Consider the following 20,958-nt stretch of genomic DNA (forward strand, 5'->3'; position numbering starts at 1 on the left):
GAATTCCGCGCAGCGCGAGCGCGCGCGCCGGCGCTGCCGCATGAGCGGCGCTGCGCCGTCGGCGCAGCCTCCAGGGCGCGCCGAAGGGCTGCACGGGGCGTCGCCCACCATGGTACAAGGTGCGCGGAGGTCGCCGAGCAATGGCCATCAAGCAGCTCACGCCGGAGCAGGTTCACGCCATGTCCCTCGAAGAGAAGGACACATGGTGGCTGAAGAACGTCTACCGCGGCGACATGCCCCAGCTCACGTTGCGCTCGGGCATCACGGGCATGCTCCTCGGCGCCTTCCTGTCGCTCACCAACGTGTACATCGGGGCGCGCACCGGCTGGTCTCTCGGCGTCGGGATCACGAGCGTGATCCTGGCCTTCGGCCTGTTCAAGGTCCTCTCCAGGATGGGCCTCGGCAGGGACATGACCGTGCTCGAGAACAACGCGATGCAGTCCATCGCGACGTCGGCCGGGTACATCAACGCGCCGCTCTTCACGAGCCTCGCGGCGTACTCGATGGTCACGACCACGATCATCCCCATGGGACGGGCGATGATCTGGATGTTCGTCCTCGCCATCCTCGGCGTGCTCTTCGCCTTCCCGATGAAGAAGCGCTTCATCAACGACGAGCAGCTCCCCTTCCCCGAGGGCATGGCCGCCGGCGTCGTCATGGACGCGCTGCACGAGAGCGACGAGAAGGAGGGCCTCTTCAAGGCGAAGCTCCTCATCGGCGGCGGCCTCGTGAGCGCCGCCCTCGAGCTCCTGCGCGACGACAAGGTGATGCGCGCGCTCTTCGCGCTCAAGAGCATCCCCCATTATTACGACGAGATCCTCTATCACGGTCGCCTCGCGGACCTGCTCAAGCGGTGGGGCATCTCCCCGGGCATCCGGGGGATCCCCTTCAACGAGCTCACGATCCGCTTCGACACGAGCCTCATCTTCGTCGCCACGGGCGGCCTGATGGGCATCCGGACCGGCGTGTCGCTCCTGCTCGGCGGGGTGCTCAACTACTGGATCCTGGCCCCCCTCCTGATCCAGCACGGGATCATCCTGCCGCGGAACGGACACTACGGGTTCGGGCAGATCACGATCTGGGCGCTGTGGGGCGGCGTCGCGTGCATGACGACCTCCTCGCTCTACGCCTTCTTCTCCAAGCCCAAGGTGATCCTCGACGCGTTCAAGGGCCTCTCCAGGAAGGGCGGGGCGAGGGACGTGCTCGCGGACATCGAGCTTCCGGTGAAGGTGTCGATCATCGGCGTGCCCCTCGTCGGCGCGGTCGTCGTCGTGCTCGGGCAGGTCTGGTTCGGCATCGAATGGTGGCTCGGGGTCCTCGCGATCCCGCTCGTCTTCATCTTCTCGCTCATCGCCGTCAACTCGACGGCCATCACGGCGATCACCCCGACCGGGGCGCTCGGCAAGCTGACGCAGCTCACCTACGGCGTCCTCGCGCCGAAGAACATCACGACGAACCTGATGACCGCCGGGATCACGGCGGAGGTCGCGAGCAACACCGCGAACCTGCTCATGGACATCAAGCCGGGCTACATGCTCGGCGGCAAGCCGCGCCACCAGGCCCTGGGGCACGTGCTCGGCACGATCGCGGGGCTCGTGCTCTCGGTGCCCGTCTGGTACCTCGTGCTCATCCAGGGAGACATCGGCCGTTACGGGACCGAGCAGCTCCCCGTCCCGAGCGCGCTCACGTGGAAGGCGGTCGCCGAGGTGCTGATGAAGGGGCTCGACTTCCTCCACCCGACGGCCAAGACCGCGGTGCTGATCGGCGCGATCATCGGCATCCTCGTCGAGGTCACGAAGCAGCTCACGAGGAACCGATTCCCCCTCTCCGCGGTCGCCCTCGGGCTCGCGTTCATCCTGAACTTCACCGACATCTGGTCGATGTTCCTCGGCTCGTTCCTCTTCTGGCTGCTCGAGCGGCGCGCCGCCGGGTGGCACCGCAAGCGCGAGCAGGAGTCGCGGCTGAGCACGACGGGGCCCGGCGGGGCCCCGGAGGCGCCGCCCGCGCCGGTCAAGCGGCCCTGGTACGCCCTGGCCGCGGAGAACACCGAGGCCATCTGCGCCGGCGTGATCGCCGGAGGCTCGCTGATGGGCATCGGCCTGAGCGTGCTCGGCGTGCTCGTGCTGCCCGACGTCCTGGAGGCCGAGAGCCTCACCAGGGCGCTCGGGAAGATCTTCAGCTTCCTGCCGAAGTGAAGCGACGCCGGCCGGGCGGGCCTCTCCGGCCCTCCCTCCGGCCCTCCCTCCGGCCCTCCCTCCGGCCCTCCCAGGGACTTACCGCCCCAGTGTGACAGGAATGCGCGCTGCCGAGGGCGGCGGCGCGCCACGGCGGGCGCGGCGCGTCGCCCGGCCGAGCCGCCCTGTTCGCGAGCGCCGTGGCGCGCTTCGTGCAGCCCTGTCTGCGCCGCGTCAACACGACCGCAGGAGAGGACGCGCGAGGAGAGGAACATCGATGTCAGTGAACGCGCCCCCGTCCCGAGGAACACCCAGCCCCGCGCCGGTCGGCGATCCCGAGCAGGATCCGCCGATGCGGGATCCGAAGCCGAGCGAGCCCCCGCGGGGCGATCCGGAGCCGGACGAGCCGGCGCGTCGGGATCCCCCGCCCCCTCCTCCCGAGCCCGGGGAGCCCTCTCCGGAGATCAAGGACCCTCCGGCGCCGGGGCAGCCGCCGAAGGACCCTGGCGTGATCGCGAGCGCCGGCCGTGTTGGCCTTGCGGTGTGACAATGTCCCCTGACCGTCGAGAGGTCTCCATGAACACGTGTGATTGCTGCGGCAACAGCTACGACAAGGCCTTCCAGATCATGGTGGGCGGCACGACCTACACCTTCGACTGCTTCGAGTGCGCGATTCACAAGCTCGCGCCCGTGTGCGCCCACTGCGCCTGCCGGATCGTCGGTCACGGCATCGAGGCCGGCGGGGCGTTCTACTGCTGTGCTCACTGCTCCAAGCAGGAGGGCGTTCAGGGCGCGATCGATCGCGTGGCGTGAGCGCCGAGCGCGCCCGGCGGCAGCCGGCCCGCCTGCTCGACGCCGGGCGCCTCGCGCAGCGCCGCCTCTCCGCCGCGCGCCAGGGGGAGCGCCGCGAGATGATCCGCGGCCAGCGCCCCCACGAGGATGAAGAACAGCAGCGCGACGCCCGTGTGACCGCGAGCCTGCGTGAGCATGGGACCCTCCTTCACAGCGGGGCAGCCATCGCCTCGCTCTCCAGGAACGTAGCTCTGGAGCCCACGCGTGATAATCCTGGTCCGGCGACGAGGATTGCGTCGCGGAGGGAAAGAATGCGATGGATCCGGCGAGCGGTCACCTGGGCGAGATGAGGGCGTTCCTCGAGGTCGCGCGGCGGCAGAGCTTCTCGGCGGCGGCGAAGGCGCTCGGGCTCACGTCGTCGTCGGTCAGCAAGCAGGTCGCGCGGCTCGAGGAGCGCCTCCGCGTGAAGCTCCTCCAGCGCACCACGCGCCGCGTGAGCCTCACCGAGGCGGGGAACCTCTACGCCGAGCGCGCCGGCCGGATCCTCTCGGACATCGAGGAGGCGCAGCGCGCGGTCGGGGATCTCGACGGGACGCCGCGCGGGACGCTGCGCATCTCGGCGCCCACGGTCCTCGGCACGATCCGCGTCGCGCCCGCCGCGCTGGCCTGCCGCGCGAGGTACCCGGAGCTCCGCATCGATCTCGATCTCACCGACCGCCTCGTCGATCTGGTGGCCGAGCGCGTCGACGTGGCGGTGCGCCTGGCCGCCGAGATCTCCCCGGCCTCGCTGGTCGCGCGGCGGCTCGCCGGCGACCTGCGCGTGCTCTGCGCGAGCCCGCGGTACCTGCGCCGCCACGGCGCGCCGCGGCGCCTGGAGGACCTGGCCGATCACGACTGCCTGACGCTCAACATGGAACCCGTCGCCCGGTGGACGCTCGTGGGCCCCGAGGGGGAGCGCGTCATCCCGGTGAGCGGCACCTTCCGCTCCAGCGACACGATGACGCTGCGCGACGCCGCCGTCGCCGGCCTCGGCCTGGCCAACCTCCCCGACTACGTCGTTCAGGATCAGCTCTCGAGCGGCGCGCTGCGCCGCGTGCTGCCGGAGTACGACGAGTCGAAGCGCGCCAGCTTCGCGGTCTACGCCGCGCCCGCGCGCGCCGCTGTCCGCGTGTTCGTCGAGGCGCTCGCCAGGGCGATGGGGAGCCCGGGGGCGGCGGCGCCGTGAACAGGAGGTGAGGAATGGACCGCCAGCCCGCCAGGAGCGGTGTCCGGCGGAGCGTACACCGCCGTCACCGCATCGCGGGCGCGGCCTGCTGCGCGCCGGACGCCGCGCGCTCCTTGGCCATCTGGCGGATGCAGTGCTGGAGCGCCGCGCGGAGGTTCCCGAGCGTCGTGATGCTGGACAGGTCGAGCCCCAGGCTGACGATCGTCTGCGCGACGTTCGACCGGATGCCCGTGACGATGCCCTCGGCGCCGAGCAGCCGGATGGCGCGGACGAGATCGAGGAGGTAGCTCGCCGTCTTCGTGTCCACCATCTCGACGCCGGTGAGGTCGAGGATCGCGTAGCGCGCGCCCATGCGGACGATCGCGTCGAGCAGCGTGTCCATGATCTCCGCGGTCCGCTGGCTGTCGACCACGCCGATCATCGGCAGCGTCAGCACGCCCTCCCAGACCTGGATGATGGGCGTCGACAGGTCGCGGATGACCTGCTGTTGCCGCTCGATCAGCTCCAGCTTGCTCCGGAGCTCCTGCTCCGTGCGCTTCGCCGGGCTGACGTCGAGCGTGAAGCCGACGACCGCGTACACCTCGCCCTGCTCGTCGCGGATCGGGATCTCCCAGTTCTCCCAGAACGCCCCGTGCGTCGTGTTCACCGAGTGGGTCTCCTCGCCCGCGAGCGCCCGCTCCAGGTCGGCTCTCCCGTCGCTGTCCGCGTAGTAATGGAACACGTTCTTTCCGATGAGCTCCCCCTCCCGGAGCCCCGCGCTCTCGACCCCCTTGCCCTCGTGGAACGTGAAGATCCCCTCGCGATCGATCGCCCAGACGACGATCGGCAGCGTCTGCGTGACCGTCCGCAGGATCAGCTCCTTCTGCTGGTAACGGCGGAGCTGCTCGGCGCGCTCCGTCACGTCCTGCCCGAACACCCCGACGCCGCGGGCCTTCCCGCGCTCGTCGACGAGCCGCTCGTGGAGCCACTCGAAGCACACCTCGGCGCCGTCCTTCGTGACGTGACGCCAGACGCGAGGCGCCGGGCCGTCCTCCTCGAGGAGCCTCCGCCACGCCCCGGGGTCGCCGGACACCGGCAGCAGCTCGTCCACGCGGCGACCGAGCGCCTCGCGCCGCGCATGGCCGAACAGGCGCTCGGCCGCGCCGTTCCAGTCCTGGACGGTGAGATCGCTGCTGAGCTCGAGGATCGCGAGCGGCGCCCGCTGGAGGAGGAGCGCGCGTCTGGCCGCATCGGCCTCGACTCCCTCCGGTGACGCAGTGGAGACGGTCATGGTCGCAAGATTTATCCTGAGCGTTTGCCCGCCGTCGAGAGGGCTCGCTTCTGTGCGCCGCCATCGCCGTCGCGCCTCGGCCACGTCGATCACCTGCTGCCACAGCAACACCCATCGAGCAGCGCCTGCTGCGCCAGCAGCAGGTCACCGTCTGCTATAGCGGATTTGCGTCCTGTGAGGCGGCGCGCCGTTGGTACGCGGCGTGCTCAACGCCCCCGGCGTGCTCGAGGAGGAGCCCCCGCAGGCACGCTCGGAGGAGCGCAGCGCCGGGCGACGGTGCGCGCCGGGTTGCGGGATGTGCGGTCGTTTCATGCGGGATGGAGCGGGCCGGGCCCTCGTCGAGGATGGGCAGCAGGAGGAGCGATGAGCAACAAGATCGAGTTCCAGAACGTGAGCAAGACGTTCGCCATCAAGGGTCCGGCGGGGGCGAAGGAGGGCGCGCGGTTCACGGCCATCGAGAACCTCTGCCTCGACGTGAGGGCCGGCGAGCTGATGGTCCTCGTCGGGCCGAGCGGTTGCGGCAAGTCGACGCTCATCGATCTGCTCGGCGGGCTCTCGAAGCCGTCGACGGGGCGGCTCTTGCTGGACGGCAAGCCGATCACGGGCCCGGCCCTCGATCGGGGAATCGTGTTCCAGCAATACGCCCTCTTCCCCTGGCGCACGGCGCGCGAGAACGTCGAGTTCGGCCTCGAGGCCAAGGGCATCCCGGAGGCCCAGCGCCGGGAGATCGCGCAGAGCTACCTCGAGCTGGTCAGCCTCTCCGGCTTCGAGGATCGGTATCCGCACGAGCTGTCGGGCGGCATGAAGCAGCGCGTGGCCATCGCCCGCAGCCTGGCCTACAGCCCGGAGGTGCTGATGATGGACGAGCCGTTCGCGGCGCTCGACGCGCAGACGCGCGAGTCGCTGCAAGCCGAGCTGCTCCGCATCTGGGAGAAGTCGCGCACGACGATCCTCTTCATCACGCACAGCATCGACGAGGCGGTGTTCCTCGGGCAGCGGGTCGCGATCATGACGTCGCGGCCCGGCCGCGTGAAGCACGTCATCGAGATCCCGCCGGAGATCCGGGGCTACGAGGACGCGCGGTCGACGCCGGAGTTCGGCCGGCTCCGGCACGAGATCTGGTCGCTCCTGCGCGACGAGGTGCTCAAGGCAGAGGAGCAGGAGCGGATCAAGAAGCAGAAGCGCGCGGCGGAGAGCCGCCCTGTGGCGGGCGTGGTGGCGGTCAATGGCTAGCCTGGAGCAGTCGATCGAGCTCCACGAGGAGCCGCAGCAGCCGCAGCTCGTCGACGAGGTGGGGAGGTGGGTCGGCCGCGCCGCGGCGCGCTCCGGGATATTGCTGCTCGTGGCCGCGATCTGGGAGACCGCGCCGCGGATCGGGCTCGTGGAGGCGGCGTTCCTGCCGCCGCTCTCCGAGGTGCTGGCGACGGGGTGGCAGCTCCTCCAGAACGGGCAGCTCCTGAGCCACATCAAGGCGAGCCTGTCCCGCTCCCTGCTCGGCTTCTCGCTGGCGATCCTGATGGGCGTGCCGCTCGGGCTCACGATCGGGTGGTACAAGGGCGTGGCGGACGCGATCAACCCGCTGCTCGAGGTGCTGCGCAACACCGCGGCGCTCGCGCTCCTGCCGGTGTTCCTGCTGCTGCTCGGGATCGGGGAGGCCTCGAAGGTGGCGCTCGTGATCTACTCGTGCACCTGGCCGATCCTGCTCAACACGATCAGCGGGGTGCGCGGGGTCGATCCGCTGCTCATCAAGTCGGCGCGGACGATGGGCCTGTCGCCGCTCCAGCTCTTCCGCAAGGTGATCCTGCCGGCGGCGGTCCCGACGATCTTCGTCGGCGTCCGCCTGGCGGGGGCTTACTCGCTGCTCGTCCTCGTGGCGGCGGAGATGATCGGGGCCAAGGCGGGGCTCGGATACCTCATCATCTACGCGCAATACAACTTCCAGATCCCGAGCATGTATGTCGGCATCCTGACGATCACGACGCTGGGGCTGACGTTCAATACCCTGCTCATGCGCCTCGAGCGTCGCTTCACCGCGTGGAAGGTCGCTCCGAAGGAGTGAGCCTGCGCGCCCTCGGGAGGAGCGCGCGGGCGCGCCTCCCGGCGGGGCGCCGCGGCGCACGCTGCCCTGTCCAGAGAGAAAGAGAGAGGATCACGTGAATCGCATCATCCTGGGCCGCACCGGCCTGGAGGTCAGCGTGCTCGGCCTGGGCGCGGGCGGCGACAGCCGGCTCGGCGCCGGGCGCATCGCCGAGGCCGACTCGCTCCAGCTCGTGCGCGCGGCCATCGAGCGCGGCGTGAACTTCGTCGACACGGCGGAGGCGTACGGGACCGAGGCGCTCATCGGCAAGGCGCTCCGCGAGGTGCCGCGCGACAGCGTGGTGATCTCGACGAAGAAGACGACGCGCCTCGAGGCGCCCGTGCGGCCGGAAGACGTGGTGTCGTCGCTGCACGCGAGCCTCGAGCGGCTCGGCACGGACCACGTCGACGTCTATCACCTGCACGGCGTGCTCCCGCAGCACTACGCCGACCTGCGCGAGCGGATCGTCCCCGTGCTCCTGCGGCTGCGCGAGCAGGGCAAGATCCGCTTCCTCGGCATCACGGAGGCGTTCGCCGCCGACCCGTCGCACGCGACGCTCGACCAGGCGCTCCGCGACGACCTCTGGGACGTGGTGATGGTCGGGTTCAACCTGCTGAACCAGTCGGCGCGGACGAAGGTGTTCCCGCTGACGCGGGCGAGGAACGTCGGCACGCTGATCATGTTCGCGGTCCGGCGCGCGCTGAGCCGGCCCGAGCGGCTCAAGGAGCTGCTCGCCGACCTGGCGGCGCGGGGCAAGGTGCCGCGCCGGCTCGCGGACGAGGGGCTGGACGGCCTGCTGGAGGGGGAGGACGCCCCGTCGATCCCGGACGTGGCGTACCGCTTCTGCCGGGACGAGCCGGGCGCGCACGTGATCCTGTCGGGGACGAGCAGCGTGGAGCACCTGCTCGAGAACGTGCGCTCGCTCGAGGGCCCGCCGCTCTCGGCGCGGGCCCGCGCGCGCCTCGTCGAGGCGTTCGCCGAGGTCGACGACGTGTCGGGTCACTGAGGGCGCTCGCCGACCGAAACGCGGCGGAGGGTCACGCGACCGGGGCGGCGAGCCCGGGTGACGCGGGGGGCGGCGCGACGTGGGCGACGTCGGCGTCGCCCACCTCCGTTGCGGCGTCGCTCCCGAGGAAGCGCGCGATCCGCCCGCAGAGCCGCGCGCGGAAGGCGTCGTCGGTGGGGGGCGAGTGGCGGCACCCCTCGAGCAGCTCGGTCTCGGCGCGTGGCAGGAGCTCCTTCGCGCGGGCGAGCAGCCTGGCGCCGGGGAAGCTCACGTCGTCGTCGGCGCCGAACACGAGCGCGGGCCGCGTGAACCCGGCGAGGGACCCGGGCGTGGCGAGCGGCGGCGGCCGGAAATCGAGCCGGTAGCTGCGCACGGCGTCGCCGAAGTAGGAGCACCACAGGTCGTCCTGCGTGGTGAACAGCCCGGAGACGAGGCGCGCGAGGCGCTCTTCGGAGGGGAAGGCGCGGTAGAGGGCCATCGGGATCGCGATGCGCGTGAGGCCTTGCCACGGCGAGCCCGAGACCACGGCCGCCGGCACGATCAGGACGAGCCGGTCGATCCGGGCGGGCGCCGCCTGGGCCATGCGCAGGGCCGCGAAGCCGCCCCAGCTCACGCCGAGGAGGTGGGCGCGCGCGAGGCCGAGCGCGTCGAGGACGTCGGTGAGCCACTCGGCGTAGGCGGGCCCGTCGATCGGCAGGCGGACGTCGGCGCTCTTGACCGACTGGCCGATGACGTCGACCGCGTGGACGCGGTAGCGCGCGAGGAGCGGGCCGAGCTCGCCGAGGAGGTGCGCGGAGCTCGCGAGCGCGCCGTGCAGGCAGACGAGCGGCGGGCCGTCCTCGGGGCCGGCGACGAGGACGTGCGTGGCGCCGAAGCGGGTCGAGACCTCGCGCGATCGGGTCGGGGCCGGGAGCCTCTCGTGGAACCTGTCGAACCACGCTGCGATGCGCGCGCGCGCCTCGGGACTGCGGAACATGATGGATGACGTCATCGAGCCCTCCTGACGTTGGCTGCGGGGCGGAGGCCGCAGAGGTGCTGAGCGACGAGCCGATCGACGAGGGCGACGGGCGACGGGTGCGCGCCCTGGACCCACGCGATCAGCGCGAAGTAGTAGAAGGAGAAGAAGGCGACGCCGAAGAGCGCGGCGTCGGCGTCGTCGGCGACCTCCCCCGCCGCGCGGGCGGCGTCGAACAGCGCGACGACGCGGCCGTGCGCGGCGCCGACCTGCTCGGCGAAGCGCGCCTGCCACGGCGGGTCGGCGAACAGCGACTCGCGCAGCAGCGTCTTCGAGAGGGCTGGCCTGCGGGCGTAGTGCGCGAAGAACGCGGCGGCGAGCCGGTGGAGGCGCTGCTCGAGCGTGCCGGGCTCCTCGTCGCGGACGGCCTCGGCGGCGGTGGCGGCGAGGTCGTCGAAGAGCGCGGCGTGGAGCAGGTCGCGCTTGTCGGCGAAGTGGAGGAGGACGGTGCCCGCGGCGACGCCGGCGTCGGCGGCGATGGCGCGGACGTTCGCGGCCTCGAAGCCGTGGCGCTCGAAGTGGTCGCGCGCGGCCTCGAGGATCCGGGCGCGCGTCGCGTCTTTCTGGGCGTCGCGGCGGCCGGGCTTCTGAGTGAACGCGTTCACTGAACGTGTTCATCGCATGGTCGAGGGCGGAGCGCAAGGCGCAACGGGGTTGAGGCGCCGCAACGGGGTTGAGGCGCCCGCAACGGGGTTGAGGCGCCCGCAACGGGGTTGAGGCGCCCGGCGCCCGCCCGTCCGTGCAGCGCTACGACGTCGGAGCGACCGGAAGCCGTCGGCGCGCGTTCCTCGGCACCACCGGCTCGGGCGGCGGCGGGGCCGGCGCGTCCCAGGGCTCCTCCACGAGCTCGAAGAGGCCGTGGTCGTACGGCACGTGCGGCGCGCGCTGCTTCATGACGAGCCGCTCGCGGATGCCCCGCCGCTTGAGCTGCGTCACGCGGTGGTAGCAGAAGGGGTTGTTGCCGCGCTTGCCGAGCGTGCAGTGCGCGGTCCACGAGCACCCCGCGCGGCAGGCGTCCGCGTAGTAGCACGTGGCGCAGTGACCCCAGAGCTCGCTCGCGTCGCGATCGCGCGCGAAACGGACCTCCTCCGAGCGCTCCCAGATGTGCTCGAGGCCGAGCTCGCGCACGTTGCCGCCGGCATAGGGCGCGGTCGGGAGCGAGGGGCACGCCTTCACGGTGCCGTCGGACTCGATGCCGATCGCGTTGATGCCGCCGCGACAGCCGCGCCAGTGGGCTTCCCCGCCGCCAGGCCTCGAGCGCAGGAGCTGCTCGTGCGGGCCGAAGTAGCCGATGTTGTTGTTCGCGAACACGTTGAACGGGACGCCCGACACGTGCGCCTCGAGCGCCTCCCGCTGGATGGCGGCGAGGGTGTCGATGACCTCGACGACGCGCCACGGCTCGAGGATCCACTCGGGATGATCGGCCGCGCGCCCCATCGGCACGGTGAGCTGCACCTGCCAGGTCTGGATGCCGTGCGCGCGCAGCTCGGCGCACGTCTCGCGCAAGAGGTGGGCGTTGAGGCGGTTGATCTGGGTGTTGGCGGTCGTGATCAGCCCGGCGGCGCGGCCGTTGTCGAGCGCCCGGATCGCGGCCGCGTGGCTGCCGACGTTGCCGCGCAGCTCGTCGTGGACGTGCGCCGGCCCGTCGATCGAGACCCCGAGCCCGGTGAGCCCCGCGGCGCGGAGCGCGTTCGCCCGCTCGATCGTGAAGGCTCGCCCGCCCGTCTGCATGATGACGCGGATGCCGCTGCGCGCGAAGCACGCGATGATCTCGGCGAGATCGTCGCGCAGGTACGCCTCGCCGCCGATGAGCGCGATCTCGCGGCAGCCCAGCCGCACGAGGCTCGCGGCGACCTCGAGCACCTCCTCGGTCGAGAGCTCCGCGTCGCGCGCGGCGCCGGCGCGCGACCCGCAGTGCTGGCACGGCTGGTCGCACCTCATCGTGAGCTCCCAGACCGCGTAGATCGGCTTCGCCTCCAGGAGGTCCGCGGGCATGAGCGCGCGGACGGGGATCTCGGTCGGCGCGATCATCGGCTCACTCCCCCGCGCTCCCCCCGCCGACCGCGGGGCCGCCGCCAGCCCCGCCCGCGCCGCCGGAGCCGCCGACCGACGGGTCCTCGCCGCCAGCGCCACCGGCGTTGTCGTCGCCGCCGGAGCCCCCTGTCCCGCTCGTGCTGACCGAGGGGCCGCCTCCGTACGCCGCACCCACGTTGATGTCGCCGCCGAAGCCCCCTGTCACTGTCGCGGTGGTCGAGGGGGCGCCTCCGTACGCCGCACCGAAGTTGATGTCGCCGCCGAAACCCCCTGTCCCGCTCGTGCTGCTCGTGCTGGAGGGGCCGCCCCCGTACGCCGCACCGACGTTGATGTCGCCGCCCCAGCCCGAGCTGCTGGAGCTGGCTTGGTCTCGCTGGTCGGTGACCTCGGCGGCGCAGGCAAGCGGCTGGAGCAAGGCGGCCGTCAGCCCCATGAGCACGGCGACCTTCGTGCGCGGGACAGCGCCGTCCGCCGTGCGCATGGCCGCGCCGCAGTGCGGGCACTCGCTCTCGCCGGGGCGCGCGTGGCAACCGCAGGAGCTACAGGGGACGAGCGTGGGAAAGGGGACAGGCACGGGGAAGTCCTTTCGCGTCGAGGCTGGCGCCTCGCTCCCGCGCCAAGCAACTCGCGCGCCCTCCCCGTCACGACACGGAGCCACGCGAGATCATGACGAAAAATGGCCAGGTCAGCGCTCCACCGAGGGGGCCGCCTGGCACAACCCGGCATGCGATCGGCGCAAGTCGGCATACCCGCGGTCCGGTGCCCGGGGACGCCTCGCTGGATGCATGCGTCAGGGAGCCCCGTCGCCGCACGCCTCCAGGCGCTGCTCGAAGAAGCGTCGTTCCATCGCGTTGCGGGCGAGCGAGAGCGCTGACCGGAAGTGCTGGGCCGCGACCTCGCGCTCGCCGCGGCGGAGCTCGAGCTCGCCGAGCGCGGCGAAGTAGAAGGGATACGCGGAGAGCCGGGCCCTGCCCTCGATCGCGCCGATCTCCTGCAGACCGCGCTCCGGGCCCTCGTGCTGCGCGACGGCGATGGCGCGGTTGAGGGCGACGACGGGGGAAGGACGGATCGCCATCAGCGTGTCGTAGAGCGAGACGATGGTCTCCCAGCTCGTGTCCTCCGCGCGCGCCGCGCTCGCGTGGACCACGCGATGGCGGCCTCGACGTGGTACTCCGTCAGCTCGGGGCCCGTGGCCGAGAGATCGAGGAGCCGCTGGCCCTCGGCCACGAGCGCGCGGTCCCAGCGCGAGCGGTCCTGGTGGAGCAGCGAGCTCAGATGGCCGGAGGCGTCGACGCGCGCCGGGAGGCGCGCCGCGTGCAGGCACATCAGCGCGGCGAGGGCGTGCGTGGCGGGCGTCGACGAGAGGGGGTGCTGGACGAGGAGCGCCGCGAGGTGCATCGCCTCCCGGCAGAGCTCCGCCCGCACCGCCTCCCGGGCGCACGCGCCGTGGTAGCCCTCGTTGAAGAGCAGGTAGAGCGCGCGCTGGACGGCCGAGAGGCGGGCGGAGAACTCGTCGTCCGTGAGCTCGAACAGCCGCGCCGAGCCCGCGAGCGCCTTCTTCCACTTGGGCGATGTCCGTGCCGCGCTTCCAGCCGCCACCGGCCCTTCTTCGGGTCCTCACCCCTGAATTCGTTCCTTTCTTTGTGTTCGACGGCGAGCTTGCGCACGCCCTGACGACCGCCCGCTGCTTGCCCTCCACGAACTTGCCGGTGCGCTCGAGGGGTGGCCGGGGTTCTTGAGGTGCCCCTTCTCGCCGAGCTCCTTCATCCACGCGGACCATTTCTGCATGCGCTGCTGCATCTCCGCCGGGGAGGTCGTCCAGTCTTTGCCGCGGTACAGGAAAACGAACTCGCTCATGATCTGTCTCCTTGTCAGGCGCTTCGCCCCTCCGACGTTCGAGGGGCGCCGCGCCGGACACTTTTTTTCTGCTCGCGAGCGATCGGCAGACGCCACGGAGGGAGGCCGGGCGCCGGGGCAAGACACGGGAAGAGGAGGAAGCGCCGTCAGCCCGCCGTGGCGGCCTGCTGCGACTGGGCGCGCGCGCGGAGGCGCTGCCTCGCGGAGGGGCCGCCGGGGTGGCGGACGGACGCGACGGCGCGGTCCATCGCGTCGCGCCAGTAGCGGGCGACGTCCTCGCGATCGGTCAGGAGGGCGTCGATGGGGCCGTGGTCGGTGTCGATCTCGACGGCGAAGCCGTCGCCGCGGGGCTGCACCTGGACGGCGTGGACCTCGCCCGCGGAGATGGCGGCCCCGAGCCGGCCCTCGGGGCGCAGGTCGATCGCGCCGGTGCGGCTCACCCAGGGCGCGACGACGAAGCGGCCCGCGCCGAACGACGCGACCGGGGAGGAGCGCGCCGCGTACCGGGACGAGAACCGGGCGACGCCGAGGAACGCGTAGCCCGCGAGCGAGAGCAGCGCGGCGGCGCTGCCGACGCCGATCGCGATGCCGCTGTCGCCCGCGGCGACGCTCCGCATGACCTGGATCCACAGCGCGAGCGCGAGGAGCAGCAGCGCGCCGCCGATCACGGCGTTGCGGGTCGCGGAGCCGCGCGGGCCGTGGCTCGCGTGGTCGCGCAGGACGAAGAGCTCGCCCTCGCTCCGGATCGCGAACCGCGCCAGCGCGGCGGCCGCAAGGGCGGGCGCGGGCGCGGGCTCCGGGAGGGGGCGCGGCGCGACGGCGTCCGGCGGCTCGGTGCCCCGCGCCGTCTGGAGCGGCACGCGCAGCGCGGCCGCGAGCGGCGCCGCCACCGCCTCGACGAGCGCCTCGGCCCGCGCGGCCTCGAGGTCCCGCGCCTCGGCGACGAGCAGGCGCTGCGCCGCCGCGGCGCGGCCCGCTCCACCGGGCGCGGGCGCGAGCGCGAGCCAGGCGGCGACGTGGGTCCGCTCGCGCGCGCACGTGGGGGCGCCGCAGCACGGGCGCTGCTCCGAGGTCACCTCGACGCGCACGGCGTCGCGCGGCTCGGCCGCAGGCTCCCCTGCCCCGCCCGCGCCGTCCGCGCCGCCAGCGGCGCCCGCGCCGGACCGCGGCTGGCCGGCGTCCGCGAGCCGCAGGGGCGCCACCCGGAGGACGCTGGCGCCGCGCTCGAACCGGAGCCAGACGGGGTCGCGCGGGGGTGGCCCGAAGGCCGCCTCCTTGTCGCGCTGCGATGCGCCGAGCTCGGGGGCCACGCGGAGGAGCAGCGGAGCGCCGCCCTCTGCCGAGAGGGCGCGCGCCGCGCCGGTCGGATCGCCGAGCGGATCGAGGGCCGGAGCTGAGCTGTCGGCCCCAAGGGAGCGGAGGGCGCGCGCGACCTCCGCGTCGAACGCTGCGGTGCTCGGCGCGGGCATGGCGGCACGTTTGCCCCGGCTGCGCTGGGTTGTAAAGCGGCCCCCGCGCTACGAGCGCTCGCGTGGCGCCAGGGCGGCCCCGCGGCGCCGGAGCCGGCGCGACAGCAGCGCACCGAGCGCGGCGAGCGGCAGCGCACCCCGGCTGCCCGGCGACCCGCCGCCGCCCGAGCAGGAGCAGCCGGCGTCGCTGCCGGCGTCCTCCAGGCCGCCGGCGCCGCTCTGCGGCGCGTCGTCGCTCCCCGGCGCGGCGCCGCCCGCGCCGCCCGCGCCGGCGCCCGAGCTCGCGACGGCCGTCCCGCCGATCGGGTACAGCGCGCAGACGCCCTCGATGTCGTCGTCCTCGAGCGTGCGCGCCGACGTGCCGCCCGGGTAGAACCCCAGCATCGTCGCGCCGCGCACGTTCGTGTGGCCGAGGCCGAGGAAGTGCCCCTCTTCGTGGGTGGCGATCGACCGCACGTCGATGCAGCCGCCCTCGCCCGTGCCGTTCCAGCAGAAACCCACGTCGTTGAACACCATGTCGGCGTCGTCGATGACGCCGTCGGCATCCCAGACCGGCATCGTGATCGCGATGATCGAGTCGGCGGCCCCGAGCTCGTCCGGCCAGACGTCGCTGATCCAGAGGAACACGTTCTTGCCGTCGTCGAAGGCGTGGCCGTCGTCCGTGTCGCCGAGGAGCTCGGTCTGCCACGCCGTGCACGCGGGGCTCGACCACGCCGCGAACCCGGCCTCGATGCCGGCCGCCGCGAAGCCGGACAGCGGCCCCGGGATCGATTTCTGGTGGATGTGATAGCGGACCGGCAGCTCGCCCCAGCGCGGGGCGGCCTCGAGGTCGAGCGGCGCCCACGCGGCGGCCTCGCGGGCTCCGGCGAGCAGCGCCAGCACGGCGAGCGCCGCGACGAGGGCGATCGCGGCCCTGGTGCGTCGCTTCATCCCCTCATCATCGGCTCATCGGCCCTGCGGCACCACCTCGAGCTCCTCGGGGGCCTCGCCCCCCTCGAGGGGCACGCTCACCTCCACCCCCTCGTGGACCGGCAGGGACGCCGGGATCGGCCAGGCGCGCGGCGTCCGGCCCTCGCCGGCGGCGGCCTCGCGCAGCGTGACGCCGCGCACCGGGGTGACGCCGCCGTTGAAGAGGCACGCGCGCAGCCGCCCCTCCTCCGCCGTCACCGAGCACGGGATGACGTCGGCCGTCGCGCGCCGGATCCGCTCGAGCTTCGCCTCCTCCAGGGGCGGGGCGGGCAGGAGCGACACGAGCGCGTCGCGGGCGCGCGGGTCGCGGAGCCAGGCGAGCATCATCGCGGCGTGGATGCGCACGACGCGGTAGCGCGCGCGCGTGAGCTGGAAGAAGGCGTCGGGCGAGGCCACCCCGGTCTCGCCGTCGAGCATGCCCGTCACGCCGGGCTCGATCTTCACCTCCGTGCCGGGCGCCTCGACGTGCCACTTCACCGCGCGCCCCGGCAGGAGCGCGCCCTCCCAGAACAGCCCGCGCTCGGTGATCCCGGCGCGCTCGCCGCGGTGATCGCGCCGCGCGAACGTGAGCAGCACGCGGAAGTCGCTGACGGACGCGCCGCTGTTGTTCACGACCGCGAGCTCGAAATCGTAGCGACCGCGCGCCGGCCGCGGCCTGGGCACGCCGGCGTCGGCCGGCTCCGCGCCGGCGTCGGCAGGCCCCTCGCCCCGCTCGGCGTCGTCCGCGTCGGCCGCGCCCGCCCGCGCGCGGGGCTCGTCGTCCTCGTCGTCCTCGTCGCCCTCGCGGTCCCGCACGAGGATCGGCGCGATCACCCCCGCGCCGTCGTCCGGGCCGGTCGACCCGAGCACGCTGAGGATCGGCACCCCGTCCCGCCAGAGCGGCGAGTCGGCGCGGTCGCACAGGCAGTGCGGGAACTCCGGCTCGGCGCGCTCGCGGGCCTCGCTCGCGAGCACCGCGGCGGTGGCCCCGCGGGCCGCCTGCCCGACGCCGCGCGCCGCCCGCCGCTCCGCCGGGGGGAGGTCCCGGGGGGCCGCGAACCGCTGCACGAACGCCATCGTCGCCACGATGCCGACCACCGCGAGCGCCGCGGGCACGAGCACGCGGGCCCGGAGCGGGAGCGCGTCGAGGCCCTCCTCGGCGCCGCGCGGCGCCGCGGGCAGCGCGCCGAGCGGCGTCGGCCGGGGCGCGAACACGGCCGCGGCCGGCGCGCCGGGGTCCGAGGCGGCGAGCCGGTCGGAAGCGAAGCCCATGCGGCGCGACAGCTCCATGACGAGCGCGTCGCGCAGGCGGTCCGAGGGCGGCCCTCCCCAGGTCGCGAGCCGCGCGGCGAAGCGCAGCCCGAGCCAGGTCGCGAGCGCGACGAGCAGCGCGAGCGACGCGGTGCCGAGCGGGCCGCTCGCGAGGTAGTCGGGCGACAGGGCCGCCGCGAGCACGCCGACCGGCGCCGGCGCGATCCAGCTCGCCAGGCGGGCGCGGAGGCGCGCGCGGTACGCGCTCTCCATCGCCTCCATCGCCGCCGGCGAGAACACGCCGGGCACGCCGGGGAGATCGCCCTCGAAGCGCGCCAGGACGAAGCAGTTGTGCGGCGAGCACGCGGACGGGTCGAGGGCGACGCAGAGGGCCTTGCCGCGCCGGAAGAGCCCGCGGACGGCGGTGTAGGGGACCCCGAAGCGGACCGGCGCGGCCACGGCGCCCAGGGCGAACCCCTCGGCGTAGCCGGCGACGCGCACCAGCTCCACCTCGAGCTCCGTCTCGGCGCAGGTGAAGCGCACCGCACCGACGGCATTGGCGCCGCCCTCGGCGATCGCCAGGGCGGCGACGGAGAACGCGCGAGCCAAGGTGGGCGCACCCTAACCGCGCGGGGCGGAGCGCTGCAACGGAAACCCGGCCCCGCCGGAGGAGCCGGACGCGGCGGGTGACCGTTGATCGCCCCGCGCGGGGTGCGTAAGACGTGGCGCCATGAAGCCTCTTCGAAACGTCCTCCTCGCCCTCTCCTGCGCTGTCGTCCTCGGCCCGGTCGCGGGCTGCGAGGACAAGGTCCCCGAGCCGGATCTGCCGCCGGGCAGCGCCATCCCGGCGGTGAAGCCGGCCGAGCCGGAGCCGGCCGACATGATCAAGGAAGACCTCGTCGTGGGCACCGGCCCGGAGGCGAAGGACGGCGACAGGGTCCGCGTCCACTACACGGGGCGCCTGCTGAAGAACAACGCCGAGTTCGACTCGTCCGTCGGCCGGGAGCCGTTCGAGTTCAGGCTCGGCAACACGGAGGTCATCAAGGGCTGGGACGAGGGCGTCGTCGGGATGAAGGTGGGCGGCAAGCGCAAGCTGACGATCCCGTCGCGCCTCGCCTACGGCGAGTCGGGCAGCCCGCCGAAGATCCCGGGCAAGGCGACGCTCGTCTTCGACATCGAGCTGCTCGGCGTCGGCGACGCGCCGAACGACGCGGCCGCCGCGGCCGACAAGGGCGGCAAGGCCGCGACAGACAAGGCGGCCAAGCCCGCGGCCGACAAGGCGGCCAAGCCGGAAGCGGCCAAGGCGGACAAGCCCGCCGCCGCGCCGGCCGAGAAGAAGGAGGCGCCGGCGGAGGCGAAGTGAGCCGCCGCGGCGCCGGTCCCCGCGGACGGCGCCGCGCCCGGCGGGGCCGCGCCGGGAGGGCGCCGCGCTCAGGCGACGCGCGCGAGCGCCTCGAGGAAGATCTCGTAGACCTCGAGCGGGTACTCGCCCCGTGGCCCGGAACGCGCGCGCGGCGCAGCGCCGATCGCGCTACGCCCAGCGGAGCTGCCGCAGGTCGTCCCAGACGTCGCGCGCGCAGTAGTAGCGGTAGGCGTCGCGGCGGCGAAGCAGCTTGGCGATCACCTGGCTGAGCGGCGTGCCGAGCGCCTCGGCCTTCTGCCGCGGCGTGCCCTCGGCGATCTGGCGCGTGATCTCCTCGTACGAGGCGTTCACGTCGATCGCCGGCTGGCCGGTGTGCATCTGGTACATGAGCAGCCCGAGCTGGTAGAGGTCGCTCTGCGTCGTCGTGTAGCCGGCCGTCACGAGCTCGGGCACGAGGATCTTCGGGTTCGCGACCTGCGGGCGGAACCAGCGGGTCACGCCGTCGAGCTGGTGGGCGACGCCGAAGTCGGTGAGCTTGACGATCGGCTTGTGGTCGAGCTGGGAGATGAGGACGTTGCCCGCGTGCAGGTCGGCGTGCACGACGCCGTTGTCGTGCAGGTACTGCAGCGTCATCAGGAGCTGGCGCGCGAGCTCGAGGAGCAGCGGCGGCTGGAACGGGGTGCCGAGCAGCGCCCGGAGGCTCGTGTCGCACCGCTCGAGCGCCAGGTAGAAGAGGTAGTTCACCTCGAAGGCGTCGTGGATGTAGACGATGTTCGGGTGGCGGAAGCTCTCCAGGCGGAGCATCTCGCGCGACCACTCGTCCTTGACGACCTGGTAGGGCTTGTTGGCCGGCCGCAGCATCTTCAGGGCGTACACCTGATCGAACGGCCCGCTGCACTCGTAGACCGAGCCGTACTGGCCGTCGCCGATGAGCGCCCCGATGACGTACGTCCCCCGGGTGGAGGTCAGCGCTGAGCCCGGAATCGGAAACGGGATCAGGAAGCTGCCAGTGGAGGACCAGGTCACGGCAGCGCCATCGTAACCGAAAACGTCCGCGGCCGTTCACCCCGCGGCGCGCGGGCCGGGACGCGCCGCGCGGCCAGCGCCGCCCGCGCGGCGCGCGCTGTGCTCCCTGGCCGAGTCACACGAGCGCCCCGGGCGCGACGCGCCGGGGGCGGCCGGACGCTCATGAAGCGGCGAGCCTCCGCACGACCTCCGCGGCCTCGGTCTGGTCGAGCTCGAGCGCGGCGGCGACGTCGAGCAGGAGCTCGCGCTCGCTGGTCCTGACGATCCCGTCGGCGACGACGACCTGGGCGGCCAGGGAGAAGGCGACCTTCCGGGCCTGCGGGCTGGGGAGCCGCTCCTTGAGCGACGCGAGCCGGGCGGCGCGGCCCTCCTTCTGGAGCTGCGTCACGACCGTCTGGATGAGCTCGTCCATCGTGCTCTGGGGGATCCGGCGGTCCGTGAGCGACTCCACGCTCCGGAAGAAATGCAGCTTCTCCTCCTGGCTGAACTCGCCGTCGGCGAAGGCCGCGAGGAACATCAGCTCGATCAGCGCCTCGAGGTTGGGCTCGTCGAGCGTCTTGAGCGGAGGAGGGCTCATCTGGGGCATCGGATCCGTCTACACCGGGGCCCGGCGCGGGACCAGCCCCGGAGCGAGCGCGGGCGCCGCGGGCGGACGCGTCCCGGAGCGGGCATTGGGAGAGCGCGGCCGGTGTGTCATGAGTTCGAGCATGCACGTGCGCGAACTCGCCCAGGCGCTCCTCGTCGCGCTCTTCCTCGGCGGCTGCGGCGGCGCGGCCGCGCCCGCGCCGCGCCACGCCGCGGGGGGCGCCCGACCTGCCCCCGCTGCGGCGCCGCGCGCGGAGGCGCCGGCCGAACCAGCCCCGCCGCCGCTGCGGCTGCCGTGCGAGGGGGACGATCTCGTCGGCTGCACGAACGGCTGCGCCGATCACCAGATCGAGGACTGCGTGACGCTGGGCTCGATGTACCTGGGCGGCGCGATCGTCTCGATGGACGTGGAGCGCGCGGTGGGGCTGTTCAAGGACGCGTGCGTCGAGGGGAGCGCGCGCGGGTGCCTGCGGCTCGGCGACGCGTACCACGATCGGCTCGCGCGCGCGGACGCGTCGGGCGGGGCGGAGGGCGCGGGCGGGGCCGACGAGGCGGCGCTCTACTGGCACGTGCGCGCGTGCCACGCGGGCGCGAACCTCGGCTGCCTCGCGGCCGGCAGGGCCTACCTCCAGGGCCAGGGCGCCAGCGCCGACCCGGGGCGCGCAGCGGCGCTGTTCCGGCGCGTCTGCGAGCGCGGCAACGCCCCGGCCTGCGTCGAGCTCGGGCACCTCCACGCGAAGGGCGAGGGCGTGGAGCGCGACGGCTCGAAGGCGGTCGAGCTGTTCACGAAGGCGTGCAAGCTCGGCCTGGACGAGGGATGCCTGCTGGCGAGCCGGTCCGGCGACGTCCTGCCGCCGCGCGACTGA

The 20,958-nt window shown here is 73.3% G+C and carries 23 protein-coding genes; 9 read left to right on the forward strand and 14 right to left on the reverse strand.

Translation table 11 applies throughout. The annotated features are described in order from the left end of the window. Positions 1-140: 140 nt before the first annotated feature. The 3 genes from WME76_RS21050 (at position 141) to WME76_RS21060 (ending at position 2,987) form a co-directional block, all read left to right on the forward strand. Positions 141-2,195 (forward strand): OPT family oligopeptide transporter, encoded by a 2,055-nt coding sequence (locus WME76_RS21050; protein WP_437961863.1) that lies wholly within the window; start codon positions 141-143, stop codon positions 2,193-2,195. Between the two features lie 256 nt (positions 2,196-2,451). Next, positions 2,452-2,721, forward strand: coding sequence for a hypothetical protein (locus tag WME76_RS21055; protein ID WP_155798462.1), 270 nt, complete (start codon positions 2,452-2,454; stop codon positions 2,719-2,721). 29 nt (positions 2,722-2,750) lie between these two features. Next, positions 2,751-2,987, forward strand: coding sequence for a hypothetical protein (locus tag WME76_RS21060; protein WP_061617136.1), 237 nt, complete (start codon positions 2,751-2,753; stop codon positions 2,985-2,987). Here the strand turns inward: WME76_RS21060 and WME76_RS21065 are convergent. Beyond that, positions 2,960-3,163, reverse strand: coding sequence for a hypothetical protein (locus WME76_RS21065; RefSeq protein ID WP_437961864.1), 204 nt, complete (start codon positions 3,161-3,163; stop codon positions 2,960-2,962). The genes WME76_RS21060 and WME76_RS21065 overlap by 28 nt on opposite strands. 119 nt (positions 3,164-3,282) lie before the next feature. Between WME76_RS21065 and WME76_RS21070 the strand changes: the two genes are divergently transcribed. Beyond that, positions 3,283-4,191, forward strand: a complete 909-nt coding sequence (locus tag WME76_RS21070; protein ID WP_437961865.1) for a LysR substrate-binding domain-containing protein — start codon at positions 3,283-3,285, stop codon at positions 4,189-4,191. Positions 4,192-4,255: 64 nt separating this feature from the next. Here WME76_RS21070 and WME76_RS21075 read toward each other — a convergent pair whose 3' ends face one another. After that, positions 4,256-5,461 (reverse strand): PAS domain S-box protein, encoded by a 1,206-nt coding sequence (locus tag WME76_RS21075; RefSeq protein WP_437961866.1) that lies wholly within the window; start codon positions 5,459-5,461, stop codon positions 4,256-4,258. Positions 5,462-5,824: 363 nt separating this feature from the next. Here WME76_RS21075 and WME76_RS21080 point away from each other — a divergent pair, with 363 nt between their 5' ends. The 3 genes from WME76_RS21080 to WME76_RS21090 all read left to right on the forward strand — a co-directional run bounded on the left by WME76_RS21080 (position 5,825) and on the right by WME76_RS21090 (position 8,544). Beyond that, a complete protein-coding gene (locus tag WME76_RS21080; RefSeq protein WP_437961867.1) occupies positions 5,825-6,694 on the forward strand; it encodes an ABC transporter ATP-binding protein in 870 nt (289 codons plus the stop codon). Continuing rightward, complete coding sequence (locus tag WME76_RS21085; protein ID WP_437961868.1) at positions 6,687-7,520, forward strand: ABC transporter permease; 834 nt, start codon at positions 6,687-6,689, stop codon at positions 7,518-7,520. Before WME76_RS21080 ends, WME76_RS21085 begins: the two co-directional genes overlap by 8 nt. Positions 7,521-7,614: 94 nt before the next feature. After that, positions 7,615-8,544, forward strand: a complete 930-nt coding sequence (locus WME76_RS21090; protein ID WP_437961869.1) for an aldo/keto reductase — start codon at positions 7,615-7,617, stop codon at positions 8,542-8,544. 31 nt (positions 8,545-8,575) lie between these two features. Here WME76_RS21090 and WME76_RS21095 read toward each other — a convergent pair whose 3' ends face one another. The 10 genes from WME76_RS21095 to WME76_RS21140 form a co-directional block, all read right to left on the reverse strand. Beyond that, positions 8,576-9,535 carry an alpha/beta fold hydrolase gene (locus WME76_RS21095; protein WP_437961870.1) on the reverse strand — a complete coding sequence of 320 codons (960 nt, stop codon included), beginning with the start codon at positions 9,533-9,535 and terminating at the stop codon, positions 8,576-8,578. Then, complete coding sequence (locus WME76_RS21100) at positions 9,532-10,164, reverse strand: TetR/AcrR family transcriptional regulator (protein ID WP_437961871.1); 633 nt, start codon at positions 10,162-10,164, stop codon at positions 9,532-9,534. The genes WME76_RS21095 and WME76_RS21100 overlap by 4 nt, the downstream gene beginning before the upstream one ends. A 142-nt stretch (positions 10,165-10,306) precedes the next feature. After that, positions 10,307-11,590: a radical SAM protein gene (locus WME76_RS21105; protein ID WP_437961872.1), complete on the reverse strand. Its 1,284-nt coding sequence runs from the start codon at positions 11,588-11,590 to the stop codon at positions 10,307-10,309. Positions 11,591-11,594: 4 nt separating this feature from the next. Next, positions 11,595-12,167: a hypothetical protein gene (locus WME76_RS21110; RefSeq protein WP_437961873.1), complete on the reverse strand. Its 573-nt coding sequence runs from the start codon at positions 12,165-12,167 to the stop codon at positions 11,595-11,597. A 216-nt stretch (positions 12,168-12,383) separates the two neighbouring features. Further along, positions 12,384-12,668, reverse strand: coding sequence for a hypothetical protein (locus tag WME76_RS21115; protein ID WP_437961874.1), 285 nt, complete (start codon positions 12,666-12,668; stop codon positions 12,384-12,386). Continuing rightward, on the reverse strand, positions 12,668-13,192 hold the full coding sequence (locus WME76_RS21120) for a DUF6596 domain-containing protein (protein ID WP_437961875.1): 525 nt from the start codon (positions 13,190-13,192) through the stop codon (positions 12,668-12,670). The genes WME76_RS21115 and WME76_RS21120 overlap by 1 nt, the downstream gene beginning before the upstream one ends. Positions 13,193-13,210: 18 nt before the next feature. Then, positions 13,211-13,450, reverse strand: coding sequence for a hypothetical protein (locus tag WME76_RS21125; protein ID WP_437961876.1), 240 nt, complete (start codon positions 13,448-13,450; stop codon positions 13,211-13,213). Between the two features lie 146 nt (positions 13,451-13,596). Continuing rightward, positions 13,597-14,919, reverse strand: coding sequence for a hypothetical protein (locus WME76_RS21130; RefSeq protein ID WP_437961877.1), 1,323 nt, complete (start codon positions 14,917-14,919; stop codon positions 13,597-13,599). Positions 14,920-14,967: 48 nt separating this feature from the next. After that, positions 14,968-15,849: a matrixin family metalloprotease gene (locus tag WME76_RS21135; RefSeq protein ID WP_437961878.1), complete on the reverse strand. Its 882-nt coding sequence runs from the start codon at positions 15,847-15,849 to the stop codon at positions 14,968-14,970. Between the two features lie 15 nt (positions 15,850-15,864). Then, positions 15,865-17,727: a hypothetical protein gene (locus WME76_RS21140; protein ID WP_437961879.1), complete on the reverse strand. Its 1,863-nt coding sequence runs from the start codon at positions 17,725-17,727 to the stop codon at positions 15,865-15,867. A 121-nt stretch (positions 17,728-17,848) separates the two neighbouring features. Here WME76_RS21140 and WME76_RS21145 point away from each other — a divergent pair, with 121 nt between their 5' ends. Continuing rightward, positions 17,849-18,481 carry an FKBP-type peptidyl-prolyl cis-trans isomerase gene (locus WME76_RS21145; protein ID WP_437961880.1) on the forward strand — a complete coding sequence of 211 codons (633 nt, stop codon included), beginning with the start codon at positions 17,849-17,851 and terminating at the stop codon, positions 18,479-18,481. A 168-nt stretch (positions 18,482-18,649) separates the two neighbouring features. Here WME76_RS21145 and WME76_RS21150 read toward each other — a convergent pair whose 3' ends face one another. Together WME76_RS21150 and WME76_RS21155 are read right to left on the reverse strand one after the other, a co-directional pair. Continuing rightward, positions 18,650-19,507, reverse strand: coding sequence for a serine/threonine protein kinase (locus WME76_RS21150; RefSeq protein WP_437961881.1), 858 nt, complete (start codon positions 19,505-19,507; stop codon positions 18,650-18,652). A 160-nt stretch (positions 19,508-19,667) separates the two neighbouring features. After that, positions 19,668-20,093 carry a tellurite resistance TerB family protein gene (locus WME76_RS21155; RefSeq protein WP_437284026.1) on the reverse strand — a complete coding sequence of 142 codons (426 nt, stop codon included), beginning with the start codon at positions 20,091-20,093 and terminating at the stop codon, positions 19,668-19,670. A gap of 121 nt (positions 20,094-20,214) precedes the next feature. Here WME76_RS21155 and WME76_RS21160 point away from each other — a divergent pair, with 121 nt between their 5' ends. Beyond that, entirely contained in the window at positions 20,215-20,958 is a 744-nt protein-coding gene (locus WME76_RS21160) for a tetratricopeptide repeat protein (RefSeq protein WP_437961882.1), read from the forward strand.

The organism is Sorangium sp. So ce119 (genome assembly GCF_051524405.1).
Taxonomy (GTDB): Bacteria; Myxococcota_A; Polyangia; order Polyangiales; family Polyangiaceae; genus Sorangium; species Sorangium cellulosum_G.